A 21,045-nucleotide genomic window follows, 5' to 3' on the forward strand; every position below is an offset into this window, starting at 1 on the left:
GCCCGGCGGGGGTACGCCCCCGCCGGGCTTTGTGCACAGCTCTGTCCACAGCCTGTGGATAGAACATGTGTACGAGGTCAGTCGTCCGCGACCGTGCTGGTCAGGTGGCGGACGTCCCAGATCCACACGCCCTCGACCCACTTCGGCTGGAAGCCGAGGATGTCGCTCATCGCGCGCCGCATCTCGATGTCGTGCGCCTGCGGCGGCAGCATGACCAGGCCGGCCTCCCAGTAGCGCAGGTCGTCGAGCGTCTGCGCGCGGCGGGTGTCGTCGACCTTCGGCACCCAGTAGCCGGCCCACAGGTTGTAGAAGTACTGACTCGTCGCGCGCGGCGTCGCGGCGAACGCGCCGGTGCCGTCGATCTCGCTGCGGAAGAGTCCGTAGCCGCGCGGCAGGCGCATGTCGTTGCCGGTGATCGCGGACCAGCGCTGGGCCGCCGGGAACGACGCGTCCGGCAGCGGCAGCGTGACGACCGTGTGCCGCTCGTCGACGTACTCCCGCCAGGTGCCGTTCGTGATGAACGCGGGCGTCTCCGTCATCGGCTGGGTCAGCAGCGGCGTCGGGAACATCGGGATCAGCGTCAGCGAGAGCACCGCGGTGGTGGCCAGCCGGACCGGGAGCACCGCCTTGGGCCGGTCCAGGACCAGGCCGTTGACGCGCTGCACGCCGAGCGCCAGCAGGATCGCGATCACCGGCGCGACCGCGAGCGCCCAGCGGGTCGGCACCACCGAGTTGAGGATCGGCACGCCGTGCAGCAGCGACCACAGGCCGGGGACGCCGGTGTCGGCGCCGATGTAGTGGATCGCCGGGCCGAGCGACATGAACGCGAAGAGCAGCGCGACGGACGCGAGGCCGATCACCACGCGGCTCCGGCGCAGCCAGACGACCAGGCCGACGAAGACGATCGGGATGCCCCAGCCGAAGAACGCGTTCTCCTCGGAGGAGTTCTGCGTCATGTACATCGTGGTCTTCCAGTCGCCCGCGATCGAGCGACGGGAGTACGTCCAGAACGACCCGAGGTCGGCGCCGAAGTGCCTGATGTCCGACGCCAGCCCGTGGTAGGACTGCGGGCCGAAGAACTGGATGTACAGCGGGTACGCCAGCAGCGTCAGCGCGACACCGGCGGTCACGCCGAGACCGGCCACGAACGTCTTGAGGTGCCGGCGGTGCTCGGCCTTGCTCAGGCCCACGATGGTGACGAAGATGCCGACGCCGACCGCGGTCATGAACAGGATCTCGAGGTTGATGAAGGCCTGCCACACGATCAGCAGGCCGAGCAGCGCGCCGTTGCGCACCGAGCGTCCGGATTCCACCAGGCAGAGCGTCCGCCAGATGATCAGCGGGATCAGGAACTGCGAGATGATGTTGGGGTGGCCGTTGGCGTGCGCCACCATGCTCGGCGCGAACGCGGCGAACAGCGCGCCGACCCACGCCGCGACCTTCGAGGTGACGATGTGCCGGGACAGCACGTAGTACCAGGAGACGCCGGTCAGCAGCAGCGCGCCGGTGAGGAAGACGTTGAACGCGATGTGCGGCCCGAAGGCCAGCGTGATCGGCGTCATCGGGATGGAGACGGCCAGCACCGACGTGTTCGCCATCAGGTTGATGCCGTACGGCACGTTCACCTGGTACGACACGAAGGGGTAGGCGAAGTCGGTGACCACCCGCGCGCCGTGCGCCAGCATCCACTCGAAGAACGCCTGGTCCTGCGCGTTGACCAGCTCGTGGTCGAGGTTGAACCAGGCGGTGCGGGTGACCAGGAACGCCATCAGCGCGAAGCTCGCGACCGCGGCCAGATCCAGCAGGCGCGCGCGCCACCGGGGCGAGCGCAGGCCGGAAGACTGTTCCAGATCCTGTTCGAGAAGGATCCGCTCGGCTTCGATGTCGACCGAGGGCATGGCCACCCCGAGAGGCCGGTTCGAGGGGTCGATGTCCTGAATAGTCATAGCCACGCGAGCCTAACCGAGCTTGATAACGCGTATGTCTCTATGAGCTGGGGCAGAGGTGACGGTTACCCGTCCCGGTGACGACCATGGTCACGACAGGATCACAGTTCCGTTATCTGCGCGTAGCCTGTGCGATACATGTCTCAAATAGGTCATAAATTCACGCTTGCGGCGCCGCTCAACTTTCGATCATCGGCGTTGAGTGGTTAACTCTTGCGGTCTCGCTGAATCCGGATCACCACATGAGGGAACCGACACATGGCAGAGCTCACCGGCGACCAGCGCGTCCAATCCGAGGTGCTTGAGGGTCTTGCGACGGCGGTCAACCACCGTCGCTGGTTCGTCGAGCTGGCGATCCCGCACCTCGGGGACGACCCGATCGAGATCGGCAGCGGCATCGGGAACTACGCCGCCGAGTGGGCACCGCACGTGTCGAGGTTCACTGCCACCGAGGCGGAGCCGGACCGCCTCGTGGAGCTCAAGGAGCGCTTCGCCGACACCCCGAACGTCGAGGTGAAGGAGATGCTGCTGCCGACCTCCGAGACGGGGTCGCACAGCACTCTGGTCAGCTACAACGTGCTCGAGCACATCGAGGATCATGTCGCCGCGCTGCGCTGCATGAAGGGGCTCGTGCGCCCCGGCGGCAAGATCGTCCTGATCGTCCCGGCGTTCATGTTCGCGATGAGCCCGGTCGACTACGCCACCGGCCACGTGCGCCGCTACACCAAGAAGACGATGCGCGCCGCGATGGAGGAGGCGGGCCTCCAGATCGAGGTCCTGCACTACGCGAACGCGCTCGGTCTGATCGGCTACTACGGCGCGACCAGCATCTTCAAGCTGACGCCGAAGGAGGGGCCGATGGTGAAGTTCTACGACTCCCTGGTGCTCCCGGTCACCAAGGCCGCCGAGTCCCTGGTGCGCCCGCCGTTCGGCCAGTCGGTGTTCGTGGTCGCGCGAGTGCCGGAGTAAACGACTTATCCGGAAGCCGGGCCGCCCACTATCCGGGCGGCCCGGCTTTCTGTGTCCTAGCTCACGGTTTAACTCACCCGATAAGTGGAACGCAGGGTGGCCCGCGCCAATGTGTGGAACGCGAGATTGAAGCCCACCACTGCCGGGGAAACGTCCCAAGTAACGTCGAGTGCCTCGACGTCTACTGCGTGTACCGCAAAGACGTATCGGTGTTCGCGATCGCCGGCCGGTGGCGCGGAACCACCATATGAGAGCGTGCCGTAATCGTTACGGACGTGGAATGCCCCGTCCGGGAGCCCGCCCTCGGTCGATCCGGCACCCTGCGCCAGCTCCGTCACGGTCACCGGCAGGTTCACCGCGACCCAGTGCCAGAAGCCGGAACCGGTCGGCGCGTCCGGGTCGAAGCAGGTCACCACGAAGCTCCTCGTCCCGGCCGGGAAGCCGGACCAGCTCAGCTGCGGGGACACGTTCCGCCCGCCCACGCTGTCGTGCGCGAACGTGTCGTCCAGTGCCGTGCCGTCCGCGATGTCCGTGCTGGTCAGCGCGAACGACGGGACGGGCGGCAGCAGGTCGTAGGGATCCGGGGCGACCGGGCGCTCCAAGCTCATGATCTGACTCCAATCGTTGTCGGGATTCTCAGGGTCACGTCCCGGCCGGCCACGGCACCGGCCGCCGCCATCGGCACCAGCAGGGCACCGAGCAGCAGCAGCGGCCAGGACCATCCGCCGGTCGCGTCGTGCAGCACGCCGGCCAGCACCGGGCCGGCCGCGGCGAGCAGATAACCGATTCCCTGCGCCATGCCGGACATCCGCGCGGCGTGGGCCGCGTCCGGCATGCGCAGCAGGATCAACGCCAGCGCGAGGCTGATCGTGGTGCCCTGGGCCAGGCCGAGCAGCGCGGCCCAGAGGAAGTCGAGCGGGCCGGCCGCGACCAGCAGCCCGGCGAACCCGGCCGCGTACAGACCGGCGCTGACCAGTGCGTACCCGATCTGGTTCCGGGTCCGGCCGACCGTGGCCGTGAAGATCAGCGAGCCGGCGATGCCCACCAGGTTGAAGACCGAGAGCACGTAGCCGGCGCGCTCCTGACCGCTGCCGGACGCGATCAGGATCTCCGGCAGCCAGGCGACGGTGGCGTAGTAGACCAGCGACTGCAGGCCCATGAAGCCGGTCACGGCCCAGGCCAGCGGCGCACGCCGGAGCGCGATCCGGGGGACGGCGGTCGCGGCCGGCGCCGCGGCGGCGCGGTTCCGCAGCAGCGGGAGCCAGGCGAGAAGCGCGAGCGCGGGCGGGATCGCCCACACCGCGAGCGCGGGACGCCAGGCGTGGCCGAAGATCAGCAGCACCGGCACCGCGGTCCCCGCCGCGATCGCGGCGCCGGTGGACAGCGCGACCGAGTAGACGCCCGTCATCGTGCCGGACCGGTCCGGGAACTCGCGCTTGACCAGCACCGGCAGCAGCACGTTGCCGGCCGCGATCGCGGCGCCGAACACCGCGGTGCCGGCGAACAGCAGCACCACCGAGTCCGGCAGCCGCAGCAGACCGCCGACCGTCATCGCGCACAGGACCGCGACCAGCGCCGGCACCAGGCCGATCCGGCGGGCCAGCGGCGGCGCGAGCGGTGCCAGCAGGCCGAAGCAGAGCACCGGGACGGTGGTCAGCAGCGCGGCCGCCGGGCTGGACAGCCCGGTGTCCGCGCGGATGTCGGTGAGCATCGGCGACACCGCGACCACGGCGGGCCGCAGGTTGGCGGCGAGCAGCACCACGGCGATCACCGTGCCGGTGCGGGCGCCTCTGCTCATCTCCCGCATTCTGCCCGCAGGTCCGCCTTGGCGCGATTCCAGCCGCATCAACCCAAGAGCCGGAAATGCTGATTTTCCCGCTTCCGGCCCGCTCGCGTCCCGGTGCTCCCGCGGGCACCGGTCGTCGCCGGGGCTCCTCCCTGCCGGTTCCGCCGCTGGTCACCACGAGCCGGCCGGCTCACCCGACCTCGGCCGGGTTCCGCCCTGCCGGGTTCCGCCGCTGGTCACCAGGGGCATGCGAGCCGCCGGGCGCGGGAGTTCCGGGGTTGTCCGGGCCACCGCGGGACCGGCAGGGAGGCCGCCCGCGGCCGACCGGTGCCCGCGGGAGCACCGGAACTCGCCACGCCGGAAGCGGGACGACGAATGTGATCCTGGGTCTCTCCGGCGCCTGGAGACGCGGGGCTTAGAGGTGCAGGGACTCGGGGGCGTGCAGCCGGAGCATGGTGGTGCCGATCGTGGACGGGATCTGCCGGCGGGTGGCGAGCGAGACCGCGACCATGGTGGCGAAGGCGAGCGGGACGGTCCAGGCCGCGGGCTGGGCGACGGCCTCGGCGGTCCAGCCGGTGAGCGGCGGGCCGAGCACCGTGACCAGGACGGCGGCCACGGCGGCGCCACCACCGACGACGATGCCGGCGGCGGCGCCGGGCGCGGTGAGGCCACGCCACCAGATGCCGAGCACCAGCAGCGGGCAGAAGCTGGACGCGGCGACCGCGAACGCGAGGCCGACCACCTGCGAGACGTCCAGTGACGCCACGTTGAGCGCGAGCAGCAGCGGGACCGCGCCACCGATCAGCGAGGCCAGGCGGAACGTGTGCACCGAGCCGCCGCGGCCGAGCACGTCGGTGGCGAGCACGCCGGCCACGCTGGTGAGCAGCCCGGAACTGGTGGACAGGAACGCGGCGAACGCTCCGGCGGCGACCAGCGCGGAGAGCAGCTGACCGAGCAGGCCGGTGCCGATCGCGGCGCCGGGCAGCAGCAGCACCACGGCGTCGGTGTCGCCGGTGAGCAGCAGCTGCGGCGTGTAGATCCGGCCGAGCGCGCCGTAGACCGTGGGCAGCAGGTAGAAGAGGCCGACCAGGCCGAGCACGACCAGGGTGGTCCGGCGCGCGGCGGCGCCGTCCCGGTTGGTGTAGAAGCGGACCAGCACGTGCGGCAGGCCCATGGTGCCGAGGAACGTGGCGAGGATCAGCGAGTACGTGCCGAACAGGCTGCCGCCGCGGCCGGGGAGCAGCCAGTCGAGGCCGGCCGAGACGCCCTCGACGGCCGGCACCGGCGCACCGGCCGGGAATGACAGCTCGTCGCCGGCCCGCACCTCGCGGGTGCTGCCGTCGGTGAACGTGAGCGTCGCCGGCGCCTCCACGGTCAGCACCGTGGCCTGCCGGAACGTGAGGCCGTCCGCGGGCGTGACCGGCGGTCGCGCGTCCGACTGCCAGACCAGGAGCAGGAAGATCGCGGGGACGGCCAGCGCGGTGAGCTTCAGCCAGTACTGGAACGCCTGCACGAACGTGATCGCCCGCATGCCGCCGAGCGCCACGTTCGCGGTGACGACCGCGAAGACCAGCACCGCGCCGAGCGTGTACGGCGCGCCGGTCACGGTGGCCAGCGTGAGACCGGCGCCCTGCAGCTGCGGCACCAGGTAGAGCCAGCCGATGAAGACGACGAACACCGTGGCCAGCACCCGCAGCCGGCGGGAGCCGAGCCGCAGCTCGCAGAAGTCCGGGAGGGTGAACGCGCCGGAGCGGCGCAGCGGCGCGGCCACGAAGAGCAGCAGCGCGAGGTATCCGGCCGCGAAGCCGACCGGGTACCAGAGCACGTCCACGCCGAACTTCAGAATCAGCCCGGCCACGCCGAGGAACGACGCGGCCGAGAGGTACTCACCGCCGATCGCGGCCGCGTTCCACGTCGGGCTGACCATCCGGGACGCGACCAGGAAGTCGGACGTGGTCCGCGCCAGCCGCAGGCCGTAGAAGCCGATCGCCACGGTGACCACGGTCATCACGACCACGGTCGGGATCAGGTACGGGTTAGGGGTCATGCCGCTGCACCAGCGCGGTGAAGTCCTGATCGTTGCGTTCGGCCAGGTGCACGTAGGTCCAGCCGACCGCGAGCAGGAACGGGAACGACACGCCGCCGAGCAGCAGCCACGGCAGGTTCACGCCGAGCACCTTGACGGTGGTGACGGACGGCGCGATCGCGAAGAGCAGCGGCAGCCCGCCGAGCCCGATCAGGACCACCACCGCCAGCCGTACGGCCAGCGCGAACTGCGCCCGGATCAGCCCGCGCAGCAGCGCCTCGCCGACCTGGTTCTGCTCGGCCAGGTCGATCCGGGTCCGGTCGGCGGCACGCGGCCGGCCCACCTCGGCGAGCACCACCCGGACACGGGCCGGCCGGTCGGGCATGTCAGCGGTTCCAGTCCTGCTTGGCCGCGCGGACCAGGCGGTCCTTGAGCTCACGGGTGTGCCGGCGGGAGACCGGCAGCTCGGTGCCGTCGACCACCACGACGTAGCCGGAGTTGGCCAGCCGCAGCTCCGCGATCAGCCGCAGCTGCACCAGGTACGACCGGTGGATCCGGACGAACCCGGCGTCGGCCCAGCGTTCGGCCAGCGTGGCCAGCGGCACCCGGACCAGGTGCGAGCCGTCCGCGGTGTGCAGGCGGGCGTAGTCGCCCTGCGCCTCCACCCAGCGGACCGCGGACCGGGGCAGCATGCGGGTGGTGCCGGCCAGCTCGACCGGGATCGTCGGGTCGTCCTCGCTCCGGGCCAGCGCGCCGCGCTGGGCCGGGATCACCCGGGCCTCGGCCACCCGGCGCAGCGACTCGGCCAGCCGCTCGGTCCGGACCGGCTTGCGCACGTAGTCGGTGACGCCGAGGTCGAACGCGTCCACCGCACCGTCGTCGTAGGCGGTGACGAACACGATCGCGGGCGGGCGGGCGAACCGGCGCAGCACCCGGGCCAGCTCCATGCCGTCCAGGCCGGGCATGCGGATGTCCAGGAAGACCGCGTCCACGTCGGTGTCCCGCAGCAGGCGCAGTGCCTCGGTGGCGTCGCCGGCCGTGTGCACCCGGGCCACCCGCGGGTCGGTGCGCAGCAGGTAGGCCAGCTCGTCCAGCGCGGGCGGCTCGTCGTCCACGGCCAGGACACGCAGGAAGGCGGTCATGCCGCCACCCCCGTACGGCGCGGGCGACCGTGGACACCGTTCACGCGCGCACCCCCGGGTGGAACTTCGGCACTCGCATGCTCACCTTCATCCCGGCGCCGAGGGCGGTCTCGACGACCAGTCCGAACTGGTCACCGAAGGCCGACCGCAGCCGCTCATCCACGTTCGACAGGCCGACGTGCTGGCCGGAGTCGTCGGACTCCCCGGCCGCTTGTGCCATCCCGGCGACGAGTACCGCGGGGTCCATCCCGACCCCGTCGTCCTCCACCGTGATGTGGCACTCCGCCCCGGCGTCGCTGGCCTCGATGCTGACCATGCCGGTGCCGGGCTTGCGCGAGAGGCCGTGGCGGATCGCATTTTCCACCAGCGGTTGCAGGCAGAGAAAAGGGAGGCTCACCGGAAGGACCTCCGGAGCGATCTGCAGGCGGACCTGCAGACGGTCCCCGAACCGCGCACGCTCGATGGTCAGGTACCGATCGATCGAGCGCAACTCCTCGGCGAGCGTAGTGAACTCGCCGTGCGCCCGGAAGGAGTAGCGGGTGAATTCCGCGAACTCCAGGATCAGTTCGCGGGCGCGTTCCGGGTCGGTGCGCACGAACGAGGCGATCGCGGTCAGCGCGTTGTAGATGAAGTGCGGGCTGATCTGCGCGCGCAACGCCCGGATCTCGGCGCGGGCCAGCCGCTCGCGTGACGAGTCCAGCTCGGCCAGCGCGAGCTGCGCGGCGGCCCAGCGCGCGGTCTCCAGCGTGGCCTGCACCAGGCCGGGCGCGGGCTGGCCGTCCGCGATCGCGACCAGCGCGGCACCGGAACGGCCGTCCGGGCCGGTCAGCGGCGCCACCACGGCACCGCGCACCACGCAGTCCATCCGGTCGCAGGGCAGGTCGTCCTGGCCGAGGACGGTGGAGCGGTTCTGTGCGATCGCGCGGGCACCGGCCGCGGCCAGCTGCGCCGTGTGGTGCGCGCCCCGGCCGTCCAGCCCGAGCAGGCCGTCCGCGCCGGTCAGCGCGAGGCCGGGCGCGCCGACCAGCGTGCGCAGGTGCCGGACCGCCTTCGCCGCGTTCACCCGGTCGAGCCCGGCGCGCAACGGTTCCGCGGCGAGGCCCGCGGTGTGCAGCACCTGGTACGTGGCGCGCTGCGCCTCGGTGGCGATGCCGCGCCGCTGCCGGAGCCGGATGACGGCGGCGACCGCCGCGGCCAGCGCGCTGATGAGCGCGAGCACGGCCGCGACCGTAGACAAATTTGCCCCCACCGCCGAATCCTGACGGTGAGGGCTGCGTTTGTCGAGTCCGGCCCCCACCGACGATCCGGGCGCCGTCCATGTCGCCGGAACGACCTGGACGACGCCCGGATCACTGAGGAGCGGGGGCGGACCCGGCGGTCAGTAGGCGCCCTTCCGGGCGACGACCACGCCGACGGTGCGCCAGAGGATGCTCAGGTCGTACGCCAGCGACCAGTTGTCCACGTAGTAGAGGTCCAGCCGGACCGCCTCGTCCCAGGAGAGGTCGGAGCGGCCGGAGACCTGCCACAGGCCGGTGATGCCGGGGCGGACCAGCAGCCGTCGCCGCACGTCGCCGAGGAAGTCACCGTCGTCGGCCGGCAGCGGTCGCGGGCCGACCAGCGACATCTCGCCGAACAACACGTTGATCAGCTGGGGCAGCTCGTCCAGCGAGCTGGCCCGCAGGAACCGGCCGGCCGGGAAGATCCGCGGGTCGTTCTTGACCTTGAAGAGCAGGCCGTCCGTCTCGTTCATGTCCTGCATCGAGGCGAGCCGTTCCTCGGCGTCGACGTACATGGTCCGGAACTTCCAGACCCGGAACGTCTTGCCCTCGTGGCCCACCCGCGACTGCCGGAAGAACGCCGGACCCGGGTCGGAGATCTTGATCGCGATGCCGATCGCCAGCAGCAGCGGCGACAGCAGGATCAGGCCGAGCCCGGCCGCGACCCGATCCATCACGTTCTTGGCCAGCCAGCCGAGACCGGAGATGGTCGGCTCCTCCACGTGCAGCAGCGGCAGACCCTCGATCGGCCGGATGTGCACGCGCGGGCCGGCGATGTCGGTCAGCTGCGGCGCCACCACCAGGTCGATACCGGTGCCCTCCAGCTGCCAGGCCAGGCGGCGCAGCTCGCCCGGCTCGGCGCTGGCCGAGCCGCAGAACGCGATCGTGTCCGCACCCACCTCGCGGACCAGCGCCAGCACGTCCTTGCCGGCGTGCACCGGCACCGGCGTCTCCAGCCCCTTCGCGGCGGCGTAGCCGTCGGTCAGGTGTATCGCGACCGGCACCAGGCCGGCGGCCGGGCTGCGGGTGACCGCGGTGTAGACCTCGAGCGTCTCCGGCAGCGTGCCGAGCAGCACCATGCGCTGCGCGGCCGCACCGAACCGGCGGCGGGACACGTGCAGGATCAGCCGCGCGACGTATCGCGCGAACAGGATCAGCACGGTGGCGCCGACCAGCGCGAAGCCGACCGAGAGCCGGGACAGGTCGGTCTTGGTGGCGAACGCGATGAAGGACACGCTGGCCGCGACCGTCACCGAAGCCCTGGTCACCCGTTTGAACTCATCGGTGCCGAGGCCGAGGTAGCGGCGGTCGTAGGCGCCGTTGGCCCACAGCACGACCAGCCAGCCGAGCGGCAACAACACGTACGCCACGGCCTGGAACCACGGCTCGCCGTTGTCCGGATCCTGGAAGCCCGAGGCCGCCTGCTCGAAGAGCGAGACGGCGACCAGGCTGGCGATCGCCGCGGCGCCGAAGTCGAGGAGGAGCAGCATGACCGTGTACGGCCGGTGCCATCGTGAGACGGTGCGTTTCGCCCTCGTCCAGGCCGAGCGGGGCACACCGTTCGTGGGCCGCTCGGGCGGAGCCGGTTGAATCTCGAACTCGTCGTACTGGGGCACGCTGTTGCTCCGGCCTGTTTTGACGACCGGGCGTTGGAGGCTCGTCGTCACCTCACCTACGTCCTCCCGCGTGACAGGTGCTACCCACCCGCCCATCGGGCCATGGGAAGCCCACCGCATCAGTTTCCCATGACTCCCGGGACGTGGCGGTGACCCGGCAGACATTACGCTCCGTCGCTCGGTCCGGGAAACCGGCACCGGCCTGACGGCCGATGGTTCCGCGCTTCAGTGCGTGAGACCGGGACACTATACCGACGGAACCTGTCTGCGGAAGGTCGCCGAAGCGCCTGCTTCACGGGTTGAGACCGCATTGTTCTTCTCCTGGGCATTGGGGAGTCCTCGCAGGTCACGCTGAGGGTGCGAGCGATTACTGTGGAGATTTATCGCACGATTCGAGAAAGGCGGCGATCGGCGAGCGGCTTGCCCCCGGTCTGGCACGTGGGGCAGTACTGAAGACTCGTATCCGCGAACGAGACCTCACGCACAGTGTCGCCGCAAACCGGGCACGGTAGTCCGGTGCGCGCATGCACCCGGAAACCGGAGCGCTTCTCGCTCTTCAGCTCCGCGGCCCGCTGGCCCACCGAACGGGTGACCGCGTCCGTCTCCACCGACCGCATCGCCTCGAACAGCCGCGCGATCTGCTCGGCGGACAGCTTGTTCGTCAGCGCGAACGGCGACAGCTTCGCCACGTGCAGGATCTCGTCGGAGTACGCGTTGCCGATCCCGGCCAGGATCTCCTGGTCGGTGAGCACGCCCTTGACCTGCCCGCGCCGGCTGGTGATCCGCGCGGTGAACGTCTCCAGGTCGACCGCGAGCGCGTCCGGGCCGAGCCGGGACACGCCCGGCACCTCCGCCGGGTCCCGCACCAGGTAGGCGGCGAGGCTCTTCTTCGTACCGGCCTCGGTCAGGTCGAAACCGGAGCCGTCGTCCAGCCGCACCCGGACCGCGATCGGGCCCTTGCCCGGCTTCAGCGGCGTGGCGGCCGGGAACGACTCGCGGTAGTGCAGCCAGCCGGCCCGGGCCAGGTGCACCACCAGGTGAACCGGGCCGGTGTCAGCGGCGCCGAACGTGACGTCCAGGAACTTGCCGTGCCGGCCCGCGGCCGTTATCTCCAGGCCCGCGACCGCCGACGGCGGCGGATCGTACGTCTTCAGGGCGCTGATCGCGACGACCTCCAGGCGGTCGGCCGTACGACCCACCGCGCGCTCGCGAAGGTACGCGGCGAGCGCTTCCACCTCCGGTAACTCTGGCACGTCTCAAACGGTAGCGTCTTGGACCTATGAAGGTCCTGGTCGCGCACAATCGTTACCGCGACGCCATGCCGTCCGGTGAGAACACGATCGTCGATCAGGAGATGGCGCAGCTGTCCGATGCGGGCGTCGAGGTGGTGCCGTTCCTGCGCAGCTCGGACGCCATTCCCGGGATGTCCGTGGCGAGCAAGGCGCTGCTGCCGGTCTCACCGATCTACGCGCCGGCCGCGCAGCGGGACCTGGCCGGTGTGCTCCGTGCACATCGCCCGGACGTGGTGCACCTGCACAATCCGTACCCGCTGATCTCGCCCTGGATCGTCCGCACCGCGCACCGGCACGGCGTCCCGGTGGTGCAGACCGTGCACAACTACCGGCAGGTCTGCGCGCCCGGCCTGTTCTTCCGCGACGGCCGGATCTGCACGGACTGCCGTGATCGGACGTTCCCGCTGCCCGCGATCGTGCACGGCTGCTACCGGGGCTCGCGGGCGCAGAGCGCGGTGATGGCCACCGCGCTCGCCGTGCACCGCCCCACCTGGCGCGCGGTCGACCGCTTCATCGCGCTCACCACCGCGATCCAGGACCATCTGCTGGGGTACGGGGTGCCACCCGCGAACATCGTGGTGAAGCCGAACGCGGTGCCCGACCCGGGTCCGCCCGCACCGCCCGGCGACGGCTTCCTCTACCTCGCCCGGCTCTCCCCGGAGAAGGGCCTCCGGCTGCTGCTCGACGCCTGGCGGCGGCACCCGGACGGCGCGCTCGGCACGCTGCGGATCGCCGGCGACGGTGAGCTGCGCCCGGAGGTCGAGGCCGCGGCGGCCGCCCGCGCGGACGTGCGGTACCTCGGCGTGCTGGACCGGGACGGCGTGCGCGCGGCCCTGCGGCGTACCGCGGTGGTCCTGGTGGTGTCGACCTGGCACGATGTGCTTCCGACGGTGACGATCGAGGCGCTGGCCGCCGGCCGGCCGGTGCTCGGCACCGCGCTCGGCGGCATTCCCTACCTGGTCGGTGACGCCGGCTGGGTGGTACGGGCGGACCCGGCCGAGCTGGCCGCGGCGCTGCCGGCCGCCCGGGACGGCGCCGCCGCGCTGACGCACGCGGCGCGGGCACGGTACGAGTCGACGTTCCACCCGCGGGTGGTCACCCGCCGGCTGCTCGACGTGTATGACGGTCTTCTCAGCAATGTGTGAGCGTAATCCGCGGCTTCTCCGGGAAAGGTGCGACTCGTGACGGGAAGCGGCATGGTTCCTCCATCTCCGATCAGCGCGATGCCGGACACGCTGCCCGAACCGCCCCGCCGCTGGTCCCGGCGGCAGCTGCTGATCGCCGGCGCCGGACTCGCGGCGGTCGGACTCACCGGTTGCGGCGCCGGCTTCGTGATCGGCGCGGACTCCGCGCGCGAGGCGAACCGCGGCGCGGAGGCCGGCGGCGCGGACAACCTCCTCAACTTCATCTCCCGGCCCGACCTGCACGTGCAGCGGGTCGTGGTGTCCACCCCGGCGCCGGACCCGGACTCCGGCCTGGTGTTCCTCACACCCGCCCAGGGCCGCGGGCAGTTCGGCACGCTCATCGTGGACACGAACGGCGTGCCGGTGTGGTTCCGGCCGGTGCCCGCGCCGGCCACCGTCGCCATCGACCTCAAAGTGCAGAAATATCAGGACAAACCGGTATTGACCTGGTGGGAGGGGTTGATCGGCGGGACCGGCGGGCTCGGCATAGGACAGGGCGAGTTCGTCATCTACGACAACCGCTACCGCGAGGTGACCCGGATCCGCGCGGACGGCGTCACCCAGGCCGACCAGCACGACCTGAAGATCACCTCACGCGGGACCGCGCTGTTCTGGGTGTACCGCCCGATCTCCGCGGACCTCACCTCGGTCGGCGGCCCGGCCGCGGGCGCGCTGCACGACGGCGTGCTCCAGGAGGTCGACATCGCCACCGGCAAGCTGCTCATGGAGTGGCGGGCCAGCGACCACGTGCCGTTCGACGAGTCCTACGCGCCGCTGCCGGCCGGCGACTCCGCGCTGCTGCCGTACGACTACTTCCACGCGAACTCGGTGGCCGAGGACAGCGACGGCAACCTGCTCGTCTCCGCCCGGCACACCTGGACCGTCTACAAGATCGACCGCTCCACCGGGGACGTGATCTGGCGGCTCGGCGGCAAGAGGAGCGACTTCCGGCTGCCCCCGGAGGCGACGTTCTCCTGGCAGCACGACGCGCGGCGGCGCAGCGACGGCACGATCGGCCTGTTCGACAACGCGGCCGGGATCACCAGGGAACACGACCGCTCCCGCGGCCTGATCCTCGCGCTGGACGAGGACGCCGGCGCGGCCACGCTGGTCCGGGAGTACGTGCACCCGCGCCGCCTGTCCGCACCCACCCAGGGCAGCATGGAGGAACGGCCGGACGGCCGCTCGTTCATCGGCTGGGGCGAACTGCCGTACTTCACCGAGTTCGCCGAGGACGGCACCGTGCTCTTCGACGGCCGGCTCCCGTCGGACAGCCAGTCGTACCGCGCGACCCGCGCCACGTGGACCGCCGAGCCCGCCGACCAGCCCGCCGTGGGGTTGCGCCGGGAGGCCGGCAAACTCGTCGCCTACGCCAGCTGGAACGGCGCCACCGAGGTCGAGACCTGGCAGATCCGCGCCGGCAGCCAGCCCGGCAGCCTCGGCGTCGTCGCCGAGGGCGACCGCACCGGCTTCGAAACCGCGCTGACCGTCCCCACCGACCCGGAATACCTCCGCGCCGACGCCTTCGCCGCCAACGGCCGCCTCCTCGGCTCCTCCGCCATCATCCCGGTCCGCGGCTGACCTGCCGCGTGCCCGGCCGGGCCGTCAGGACCGCGGCAGGTCGTGGGCGCGGAGGGCGTTGCGGGCGCTGAAGGCGATGCTGGTGAGGAGGAAGGCGCCGTTGACCAGGGTGAAGATGCCGATGAACCAGACCATGGCGATCGGGGCGACGGTGAGGACGACGGCGGCCACGGCGATGATGGCGCCGTAGTCGCGGGCCAGTTTCACCACGCGGATCGGCCACGTGTTGGACTTCAGCATGCTGACCGCCTGCGGGCCGGTGGCCAGGACCGAGGTGATCAGGTTGACCATCCAGCCGCCGGCGAACAGCGCGATCAGCCAGGCGGGGGTCTCCGGTTCCTGGGCGACCGCGACCGCGGAGAGCGCGCCGACCAGCGCGATCTGGCCGGCCACGTCGCAGAGGATGTCGACGCGGGCGCCGTCCGTGCTGGTCTGGCCGGTGACGCGGGCGAGCTGGCCGTCGGCGCAGTCGAACGCGTAGGCGAGCTGCCAGCCGGCCAGCGCGATCAGGCCGATCACGACGCCGGGCACCTCGCCGGCCGCGACCGGGCCGGCGGTCACGATGACCAGTGCGGAGACGACCGCGCTGATGCCGAGGTTGAAGATGGTGAGCGTGGTCGGTGCGAGCTTCTTGCGGTAGCCGAAGAGTGCGAGCTTGGCGCCGAGTCGCTGGCTGACCGCCTCGCTGTAGAGGCCGCCGCCGCGGTTGACGCGGTAGAAGTCGGACTCGGCCGGCTGGTGCTCAGGAGCGCTGGACTGCATCAACGTAGTCTGCCAGCCGCGCGCGAATCTCCTTCGCACCCATCGCCAGGTGCTCGATGATCGTGTACCGGTCGGGCCGGGTGCGCGGCGCGAAGCCGACCACGTCCACGAACTGTTCGTCGCTCAGGCCGAACTCCCGGTGCGTACGGTGCAGGCCGTGCCGGCGCAGGCAGCGGGAGATCTGCCGGAAGCGTGCCTCGTCGCCGCGCAGGAACGTGCAGAACAGCGCGCCCATGCCGGCCAGTTCGCCGTGCGAGCCGGTGCCTGGGTTGAGCACGTCGACCGCGTGCATGATCTCGTGGCAGCCGCCGCTGCACGGGCGGCTGGAACCGGACACGGCCATCGCCAGCCCGCTCGCGATCAGGCTCTCGGCGAGCACCGTGACGAAGCCGTCGTCGGTCATGTCGCCGGGGTGGCTGAGCAGCGCCTCCGCGCCCATCCGGGCCAGTGACGCGGACAGCCCGTCGACCGGTTCGCCGCGGATGTCGCGGGCCAGTTCCCAGTCCGCGAGCGCGCTGAGGTTGCTGAGCACGTCACCGATCCCGCCACGGTTGTAGCGGGACGGGCCGGCCTCGACGAAGTCCAGGTCGACGATGACCGCGATCGGGATGTGCACGCCGTACGAACCCTTGATCCCGTCGTTGACCAGGCTGGCGACCGGCGAGCCGATGCCGTCGTTGGCGAGGCTGGTGGCGACGGACACCATCGGGATGCCGTAGCGGGTGGCCGCGTACTTCGCGGTGTCCAGCGTGGTGCCGCCGCCGATCCCGACCACCGCGTCGTACGAGCGGGCGCGCAGCTTCGCGGCCAGCTCGTTCGCGCTGTCCAGGGTGCCGCCGGCGACCGTGAAGATGTCGGCGGCGCCGAGGTTCGGCCGGATCAGGTCGGCGACGCGCGCGCCGACGCCGTGCCCGACCACGACGGCCACGTCACCGCCGGCGGATATCCGGCCGTCGGCGAGGATCCGGCCGAGGTCGGCCACGGCGCCGCGGCGCACGTCGACGTGCAGCGGCGTGAGGATCGTGCGGGCTAGTAGCGGCATGCGATGGCCCGGGCGCGCGCCAGGTCGTCGTGGTTGTCCACCTCGACCCAGGGGACGTCGCCGATGTCCGCGTACCGGATGGCGCCGCCGCGGTCCGCGTACTCCTGGAAGCCGTCCTCGTAGTAGAGGTTCGGGTCGCGGCGCCAGACCGTCTCCAGCGCGTCCGCGAGCCCGCCGGCCGCGGCCGGTGAGATGAGCGAGACGCCGATGTACTCGCCGGTCGCGGCGGCCGGGTCCATCAGCTTGGTGATCCGGCTGAGCCGCCCGTCGGGTGAGAAATCGGCTTTCATCTCCTCGTCGGCGAGGTGCTTCGCGGTGTCCAGCGCCAGCACGATCGACGGGCCGCGCGCGGCGAGCAGCGTCTTCTGCACGCTCACCGGGTGCACGGTGTCGCCGTTGACCAGCAGCGCGCCGTTCGTGAAGTGGTCACGGGCGAGCCACAGCGAGTACGCGTTGTTCCACTCCTCGGCCCGGTCGTTGTGCACCAGCGTCAGCCGTACCCCGTATCGGTCCTGGAGTTCCGGCACCCGGGACAGCACCGCCGGGGCCCGGTAGCCGACCACGATCGTGACGTCGGCCAGGCCCACGGACGCGAGGTTGCGCAGCGCGATGTCCAGGATCGTGGTGTCCCCGTCCACCGGGACGAGTGCCTTCGGCAGTTCGTCGGTGTACGGGCGCAGACGTCGTCCGGCACCGGCGGCGAGCACGAGCCCGATCATTCCCATACCGGGAACAACGACCGACCGTCAGAAACCGAACACCCGGAGCATGGCGAACCCGTCCGCGACGATCCGCCGGATGGTGTCGTCGTCCGGCCGGTTCTCGTCCAGCAGGTCCAGCTCGGCCTCGGTGACCCAGGCGAAGTCGGTGTGTTTTCCGGCCTCCAGCCGCGGCCGGGTCAGGTCGCCGTCCACCCGGCAGAGGTAGTCGGTCTCCAGCCGGTAGAGCCCGTCGTCGCCCTTCCAGGTGTGCTCGCCGACCGTGCCGAGCACGTGCGACAGGATCCAGCCGGTCTCCTCGCGGACCTCGCGGTGCAGCGCCTCGTCGACGCTCTCCCCCGCCTCCACGTGCCCGCCGACGATGTCCCAGGTGTCCGGGAACAACCGCCGGTCCGCCGACCGCCGCTGCACGAAGATCCGGCCGTCGTCGTCGACGATCAGCGCACCGGCGCAGAGCAGCGGGTCCGCGGGCGTCCGACCGGAGGGCTCAGGTGGTGCAGTCACGGACGAGAGATTAGCGGAACCCGGCGCTCTTGCCGCTCCGCCTGCGGATTCGCCACCATGAGTGGCAGCACGAACAGCAGCCGTATCAAGGGAGATGCGCCATGCACGTTCGCGATGCCATGTCCGCCCTGGTGCTCACGCTGGGGCCCGATCACACACTCCGCCAGGCGGCCACGATGATGGCCGACCGCGGCATCGGATCCGCCGTGATCCTCGACCCGGACGGCGAGGGCGTCGGGATCATGACCGAACGGGACCTGCTCAAGGCGATCGGCGCCGGGCTGGACCCGGACACCGAACGCATCGGCGCCCACCTGACCTGGGACGTCGTCTACGCGAGTCCGCGCTGGACGCTGGAGGAGGCCGCGCTCGCGATGGCCCGCGGCGGGTTCCGGCACCTGGTCGTGCTGGAGGGCGACGAGGTCCTCGGCGTGATCTCGGTCCGCGACGTCATGCGCGTCTGGGCGCGGGAAAGAGCCTTGAAAACCTCCTGACGGTACGGGTGGAGCCGGTCGCTTTCTGCGGCCGGCGCACCCGTCGCCGCCGCTTTTTCCGAGGGCTTTCACCAGGCGGGAACGGGCATGGGGAAGATCATGCCCGGCTCGTAAGCTGTAGCGCATGACCGCTGAGCAGCTGATCTCCTTCGCCCGTGGCGCCCCCTCCCTCGACATCGTGGACATCGAGGGCCTGAAGGCCGCGGCGGTGCGTGCGTTCGACGCCGACCCGGCGGGCATCACCGCCTACGGCACCTCGGTGGGTTACGTCCCGCTCCGCGCGTGGATCGCGGAGAAGCACGGCGTCACGCCGGAGCAGGTGCTGATCACGAACGGCTCGCTGCAGGCCGACGCGTTCCTCTTCGACCACCTGGTCAAGGCCGGCGACGCGGTCGTGGTGGAGAGGCCGACGTACGACCGGACGCTGCTCAACCTGCAGAACCTGGGCGGCAAGGTGCACCAGGTGACGCTGGACGCGGACGGCATCGACACCGCGGAGCTGCGCACCCTGCTGGAGTCCGGCGTGCGCCCGACGCTCGCCCACATCATCCCGAACTACCAGAACCCGGCCGGGGTGACGCTGTCCCTGGAGCGCCGCCGTGAGCTGCTGGCGCTGGCGAAGGAGTTCGGTTTCACCATCTTCGAGGACGACCCGTACGCGGACATCCGATTCCGTGGCGAGGCGCTGCCGTCGATGCTGTCGATGGACACCGAGGGCGTGGTGGTGCACGCGTCCAGCTTCACCAAGACGGTCTGCCCCGGCGTGCGCGTCGGTTACCTGGTCGGCCCCGCGAAGCTGATCGGCGACATCGCGAAGCGCGCGACCAACCTCTACATCTCGCCCGGCATGGTGTCCGAGGCGATCGTGCACCAGTTCTGCGTGTCCGGTGACATCGACCGGTCGATCGCGACGGTCAGCGCGGCGCTGGGCGAGCGGGCCCGGGTGCTGGCCGAGTCGCTGCGGGCGCACATCCCGGGGGTGCGGTTCACGGAGCCGGACGGCGGCTACTTCCTCTGGATCGACCTGCCCGACGACGTGTACGTGGACAAGCTGCTCCCGGCCGCGGCCGAGCGCGGCGTGGCGGTCGTGAAGGGCACGGACTTCCTGCTGGAGGGCGGCGAGCACTCGCTGCGGCTGGCGTTCTCCGCGGTGACCGTGGACCAGATCGACGAGGGCGTGCGCCGGCTGGCCGCCGCCATCGACGCGGTGCGCGGCTGAAAATAGAGCCCACTAACGCCTGACAGCACCAAAAGGTGCCCTTTTGATCTGTCGGGTTTACGACATTGAGCGGTCAGACCCGGTCCGGGGTTTCCTTCCGGCCGGGCCTGCCGCCACAATGCGGGAGGCCAATCGCCGTGCGATGGCGCTCATAGACCTAACCCCGCCCCCTTGGCGCCGGGTGGACCGATCCGCACCCCCCACCCCCCAAAGCGGCCGGTCCACCCGGCGCCACCCCCCTCACCCGCGTCACGCCCACCGGCGCCGCCCGCGCGTAATGTCCATGCGGGATACGACGAGGGGGTGAAGCGGATGGTTGAGCGGAACAATCCGACGGCCGGCGGCAACGGACACTCGGGGGGACGCTCCCGAACGTGGACGGCGCCGGTCCGGGCGATGACCCGGATCATCGGGGCCGACGGCTCGCCTCCTCCCCCACCGGCGAACGACGTGGTCCGCAGCGCGGTCGTCGACTGCGCGCTCTACGTCGACGGCGTGCGTCAGGAGGGCCCGCAGGACTACGCGTCCGCGCTGGCCGCGGCCCGGGAGCAGCCGACCGCGTTCGTCTGGCTCGGCCTGCACGAGCCGAGCGAGGCCGAGATGGCACCGATCGCGGAGGCGTACGGTCTGCACGAGCTCGCGGTCGAGGACGCGGTCAAGGCGGAGCAGCGGCCGAAGCTGGAGCGCTTCAACGACGTGGTGTTCCTGGTCTGCCGCACCGCCCGGTATCTGGAGCACGGCCGGCTGACCGAGCACTCCGAGGTGGTGGAGACGGGCCAGGTGCTGATGTTCATCGGCCCGGCCTTCGTGATCACGGTCCGGCACGGCAACGCCTCGCGGCTCGCCCCGGTCCGCGCGGACCTGGAGGCGCGTCAGGAGCTGCTGGCCCAGGGCCCGTGGGCGGTCGCGTACGCGGTCTCGGACCGGATCGTCGACCACTACATCGAGGTCGCGGACGGCATCGAGGACGACCTGGACGCGCTGGAGGAGGACGTCTTCTCGCGCGCCGGCAACAGCAGCATCCAGTCGATCTACCAGCTCAAGCGCGAGCTGGTGGAGTTCCGCCGCGCGGTGGTGCCGTTCCAGCGGCCGCTGCTCACGCTCACCTCGGACGCCAGCCGCGGCACGGTGCCGAAGGAGATCCGCCGGTACTTCCGGGACGTGCAGGACCACCTCAGCCGCACGATCGAGCAGGTCACCGCGAACGACGACCTGCTCAACTCGATCCTGCAGGCGCGGCTGGCGCAGGTCACGGTCGACCAGAACAACGACATGCGGAAGATCGCCGCCTGGGCCGCGATCGCCACGGTCTGGACCGCGGCCGCCGGCATCTACGGCATGAACTTCAAGTTCATGCCGGAGCTGGAGTGGCGCTTCTCGTACCCGGTGCTGATCACCCTGCTGGTGATCACGTCAGCCACGCTCTACCGCCTGTTCCGGCGCAACGGCTGGCTGTAGGACCGAAACACGAGCAGGAACGGCCGGG

The 21,045-nt window shown here is 71.1% G+C and carries 19 protein-coding genes; 6 read left to right on the forward strand and 13 right to left on the reverse strand.

Translation table 11 applies throughout. The features are described from left to right. Positions 1 to 77 precede the first annotated feature (77 nt). Positions 78 to 1,946 carry a DUF6311 domain-containing protein gene (locus tag J2S44_RS18330; protein WP_310415270.1) on the reverse strand — a complete coding sequence of 623 codons (1,869 nt, stop codon included), beginning with the start codon at positions 1,944 to 1,946 and terminating at the stop codon, positions 78 to 80. 258 nt (positions 1,947 to 2,204) lie between these two features. Here J2S44_RS18330 and J2S44_RS18335 point away from each other — a divergent pair, with 258 nt between their 5' ends. Beyond that, positions 2,205 to 2,915, forward strand: coding sequence for a methyltransferase (locus J2S44_RS18335; RefSeq protein WP_306836696.1), 711 nt, complete (start codon positions 2,205 to 2,207; stop codon positions 2,913 to 2,915). 68 nt (positions 2,916 to 2,983) lie between these two features. On the opposite strand, the gene J2S44_RS18340 is transcribed toward J2S44_RS18335, so the two are convergent. The 8 genes from J2S44_RS18340 to J2S44_RS18375 form a co-directional block, all read right to left on the reverse strand. Beyond that, complete coding sequence (locus tag J2S44_RS18340) at positions 2,984 to 3,523, reverse strand: YbhB/YbcL family Raf kinase inhibitor-like protein (protein WP_310415272.1); 540 nt, start codon at positions 3,521 to 3,523, stop codon at positions 2,984 to 2,986. Beyond that, entirely contained in the window at positions 3,520 to 4,713 is a 1,194-nt protein-coding gene (locus J2S44_RS18345) for an MFS transporter (protein ID WP_310415275.1), read from the reverse strand. The genes J2S44_RS18340 and J2S44_RS18345 overlap by 4 nt, the downstream gene beginning before the upstream one ends. A 403-nt stretch (positions 4,714 to 5,116) precedes the next feature. Next, positions 5,117 to 6,748, reverse strand: a complete 1,632-nt coding sequence (locus tag J2S44_RS18350) for a sodium/solute symporter (protein WP_310415279.1) — start codon at positions 6,746 to 6,748, stop codon at positions 5,117 to 5,119. Next, the gene (locus J2S44_RS18355; RefSeq protein WP_310415282.1) at positions 6,738 to 7,112 is read right to left on the reverse strand and encodes a hypothetical protein; all 375 of its coding nucleotides are present in this window, start codon (positions 7,110 to 7,112) and stop codon (positions 6,738 to 6,740) included. Before J2S44_RS18355 ends, J2S44_RS18350 begins: the two co-directional genes overlap by 11 nt. Position 7,113: 1 nt before the next feature. Further along, positions 7,114 to 7,869: a LytR/AlgR family response regulator transcription factor gene (locus J2S44_RS18360; protein WP_310415285.1), complete on the reverse strand. Its 756-nt coding sequence runs from the start codon at positions 7,867 to 7,869 to the stop codon at positions 7,114 to 7,116. Between the two features lie 40 nt (positions 7,870 to 7,909). Then, positions 7,910 to 9,118 carry a sensor histidine kinase gene (locus J2S44_RS18365; protein ID WP_310415288.1) on the reverse strand — a complete coding sequence of 403 codons (1,209 nt, stop codon included), beginning with the start codon at positions 9,116 to 9,118 and terminating at the stop codon, positions 7,910 to 7,912. Between the two features lie 129 nt (positions 9,119 to 9,247). Next, entirely contained in the window at positions 9,248 to 10,858 is a 1,611-nt protein-coding gene (locus J2S44_RS18370) for a sugar transferase (RefSeq protein ID WP_374727864.1), read from the reverse strand. Positions 10,859 to 11,142: 284 nt separating this feature from the next. Beyond that, positions 11,143 to 12,015 (reverse strand): DNA-formamidopyrimidine glycosylase family protein, encoded by an 873-nt coding sequence (locus tag J2S44_RS18375; protein ID WP_310415293.1) that lies wholly within the window; start codon positions 12,013 to 12,015, stop codon positions 11,143 to 11,145. Between the two features lie 26 nt (positions 12,016 to 12,041). Between J2S44_RS18375 and J2S44_RS18380 the strand changes: the two genes are divergently transcribed. Both J2S44_RS18380 and J2S44_RS18385 read left to right on the forward strand, forming a co-directional pair. Further along, on the forward strand, positions 12,042 to 13,199 hold the full coding sequence (locus J2S44_RS18380; protein WP_310415295.1) for a glycosyltransferase family 4 protein: 1,158 nt from the start codon (positions 12,042 to 12,044) through the stop codon (positions 13,197 to 13,199). A gap of 51 nt (positions 13,200 to 13,250) precedes the next feature. Then, positions 13,251 to 14,819 (forward strand): arylsulfotransferase family protein, encoded by a 1,569-nt coding sequence (locus J2S44_RS18385; RefSeq protein ID WP_310415298.1) that lies wholly within the window; start codon positions 13,251 to 13,253, stop codon positions 14,817 to 14,819. A 24-nt stretch (positions 14,820 to 14,843) separates the two neighbouring features. On the opposite strand, the gene J2S44_RS18390 is transcribed toward J2S44_RS18385, so the two are convergent. From J2S44_RS18390 to J2S44_RS18405, 4 genes are read right to left on the reverse strand one after another with little or no spacing between them, the layout of a single operon-like run. Continuing rightward, positions 14,844 to 15,581 (reverse strand): CDP-alcohol phosphatidyltransferase family protein, encoded by a 738-nt coding sequence (locus J2S44_RS18390; RefSeq protein WP_310415301.1) that lies wholly within the window; start codon positions 15,579 to 15,581, stop codon positions 14,844 to 14,846. Further along, the gene (locus J2S44_RS18395) at positions 15,562 to 16,623 is read right to left on the reverse strand and encodes an iron-containing alcohol dehydrogenase family protein (protein ID WP_310415304.1); all 1,062 of its coding nucleotides are present in this window, start codon (positions 16,621 to 16,623) and stop codon (positions 15,562 to 15,564) included. The genes J2S44_RS18390 and J2S44_RS18395 overlap by 20 nt, the downstream gene beginning before the upstream one ends. Then, complete coding sequence (locus J2S44_RS18400) at positions 16,611 to 17,342, reverse strand: phosphocholine cytidylyltransferase family protein (protein ID WP_310415307.1); 732 nt, start codon at positions 17,340 to 17,342, stop codon at positions 16,611 to 16,613. Before J2S44_RS18400 ends, J2S44_RS18395 begins: the two co-directional genes overlap by 13 nt. A gap of 27 nt (positions 17,343 to 17,369) precedes the next feature. After that, positions 17,370 to 17,846: an NUDIX hydrolase gene (locus J2S44_RS18405; protein WP_310415310.1), complete on the reverse strand. Its 477-nt coding sequence runs from the start codon at positions 17,844 to 17,846 to the stop codon at positions 17,370 to 17,372. 101 nt (positions 17,847 to 17,947) lie between these two features. Between J2S44_RS18405 and J2S44_RS18410 the strand changes: the two genes are divergently transcribed. The 3 genes from J2S44_RS18410 (at position 17,948) to corA (ending at position 21,017) form a co-directional block, all read left to right on the forward strand. Beyond that, positions 17,948 to 18,340 (forward strand): CBS domain-containing protein, encoded by a 393-nt coding sequence (locus J2S44_RS18410; protein ID WP_310415314.1) that lies wholly within the window; start codon positions 17,948 to 17,950, stop codon positions 18,338 to 18,340. A gap of 124 nt (positions 18,341 to 18,464) precedes the next feature. Next, complete coding sequence (locus tag J2S44_RS18415) at positions 18,465 to 19,559, forward strand: aminotransferase-like domain-containing protein (protein WP_310415317.1); 1,095 nt, start codon at positions 18,465 to 18,467, stop codon at positions 19,557 to 19,559. Positions 19,560 to 19,871: 312 nt separating this feature from the next. Next, positions 19,872 to 21,017: a magnesium/cobalt transporter CorA gene (gene corA, locus J2S44_RS18420; protein WP_310415320.1), complete on the forward strand. Its 1,146-nt coding sequence runs from the start codon at positions 19,872 to 19,874 to the stop codon at positions 21,015 to 21,017. The last annotated feature ends 28 nt before the right edge of the window (positions 21,018 to 21,045 follow it).

The sequence above is a fragment of the Catenuloplanes niger genome (genome assembly GCF_031458255.1).
GTDB classification, from domain to species: domain Bacteria; phylum Actinomycetota; class Actinomycetes; order Mycobacteriales; family Micromonosporaceae; genus Catenuloplanes; species Catenuloplanes niger.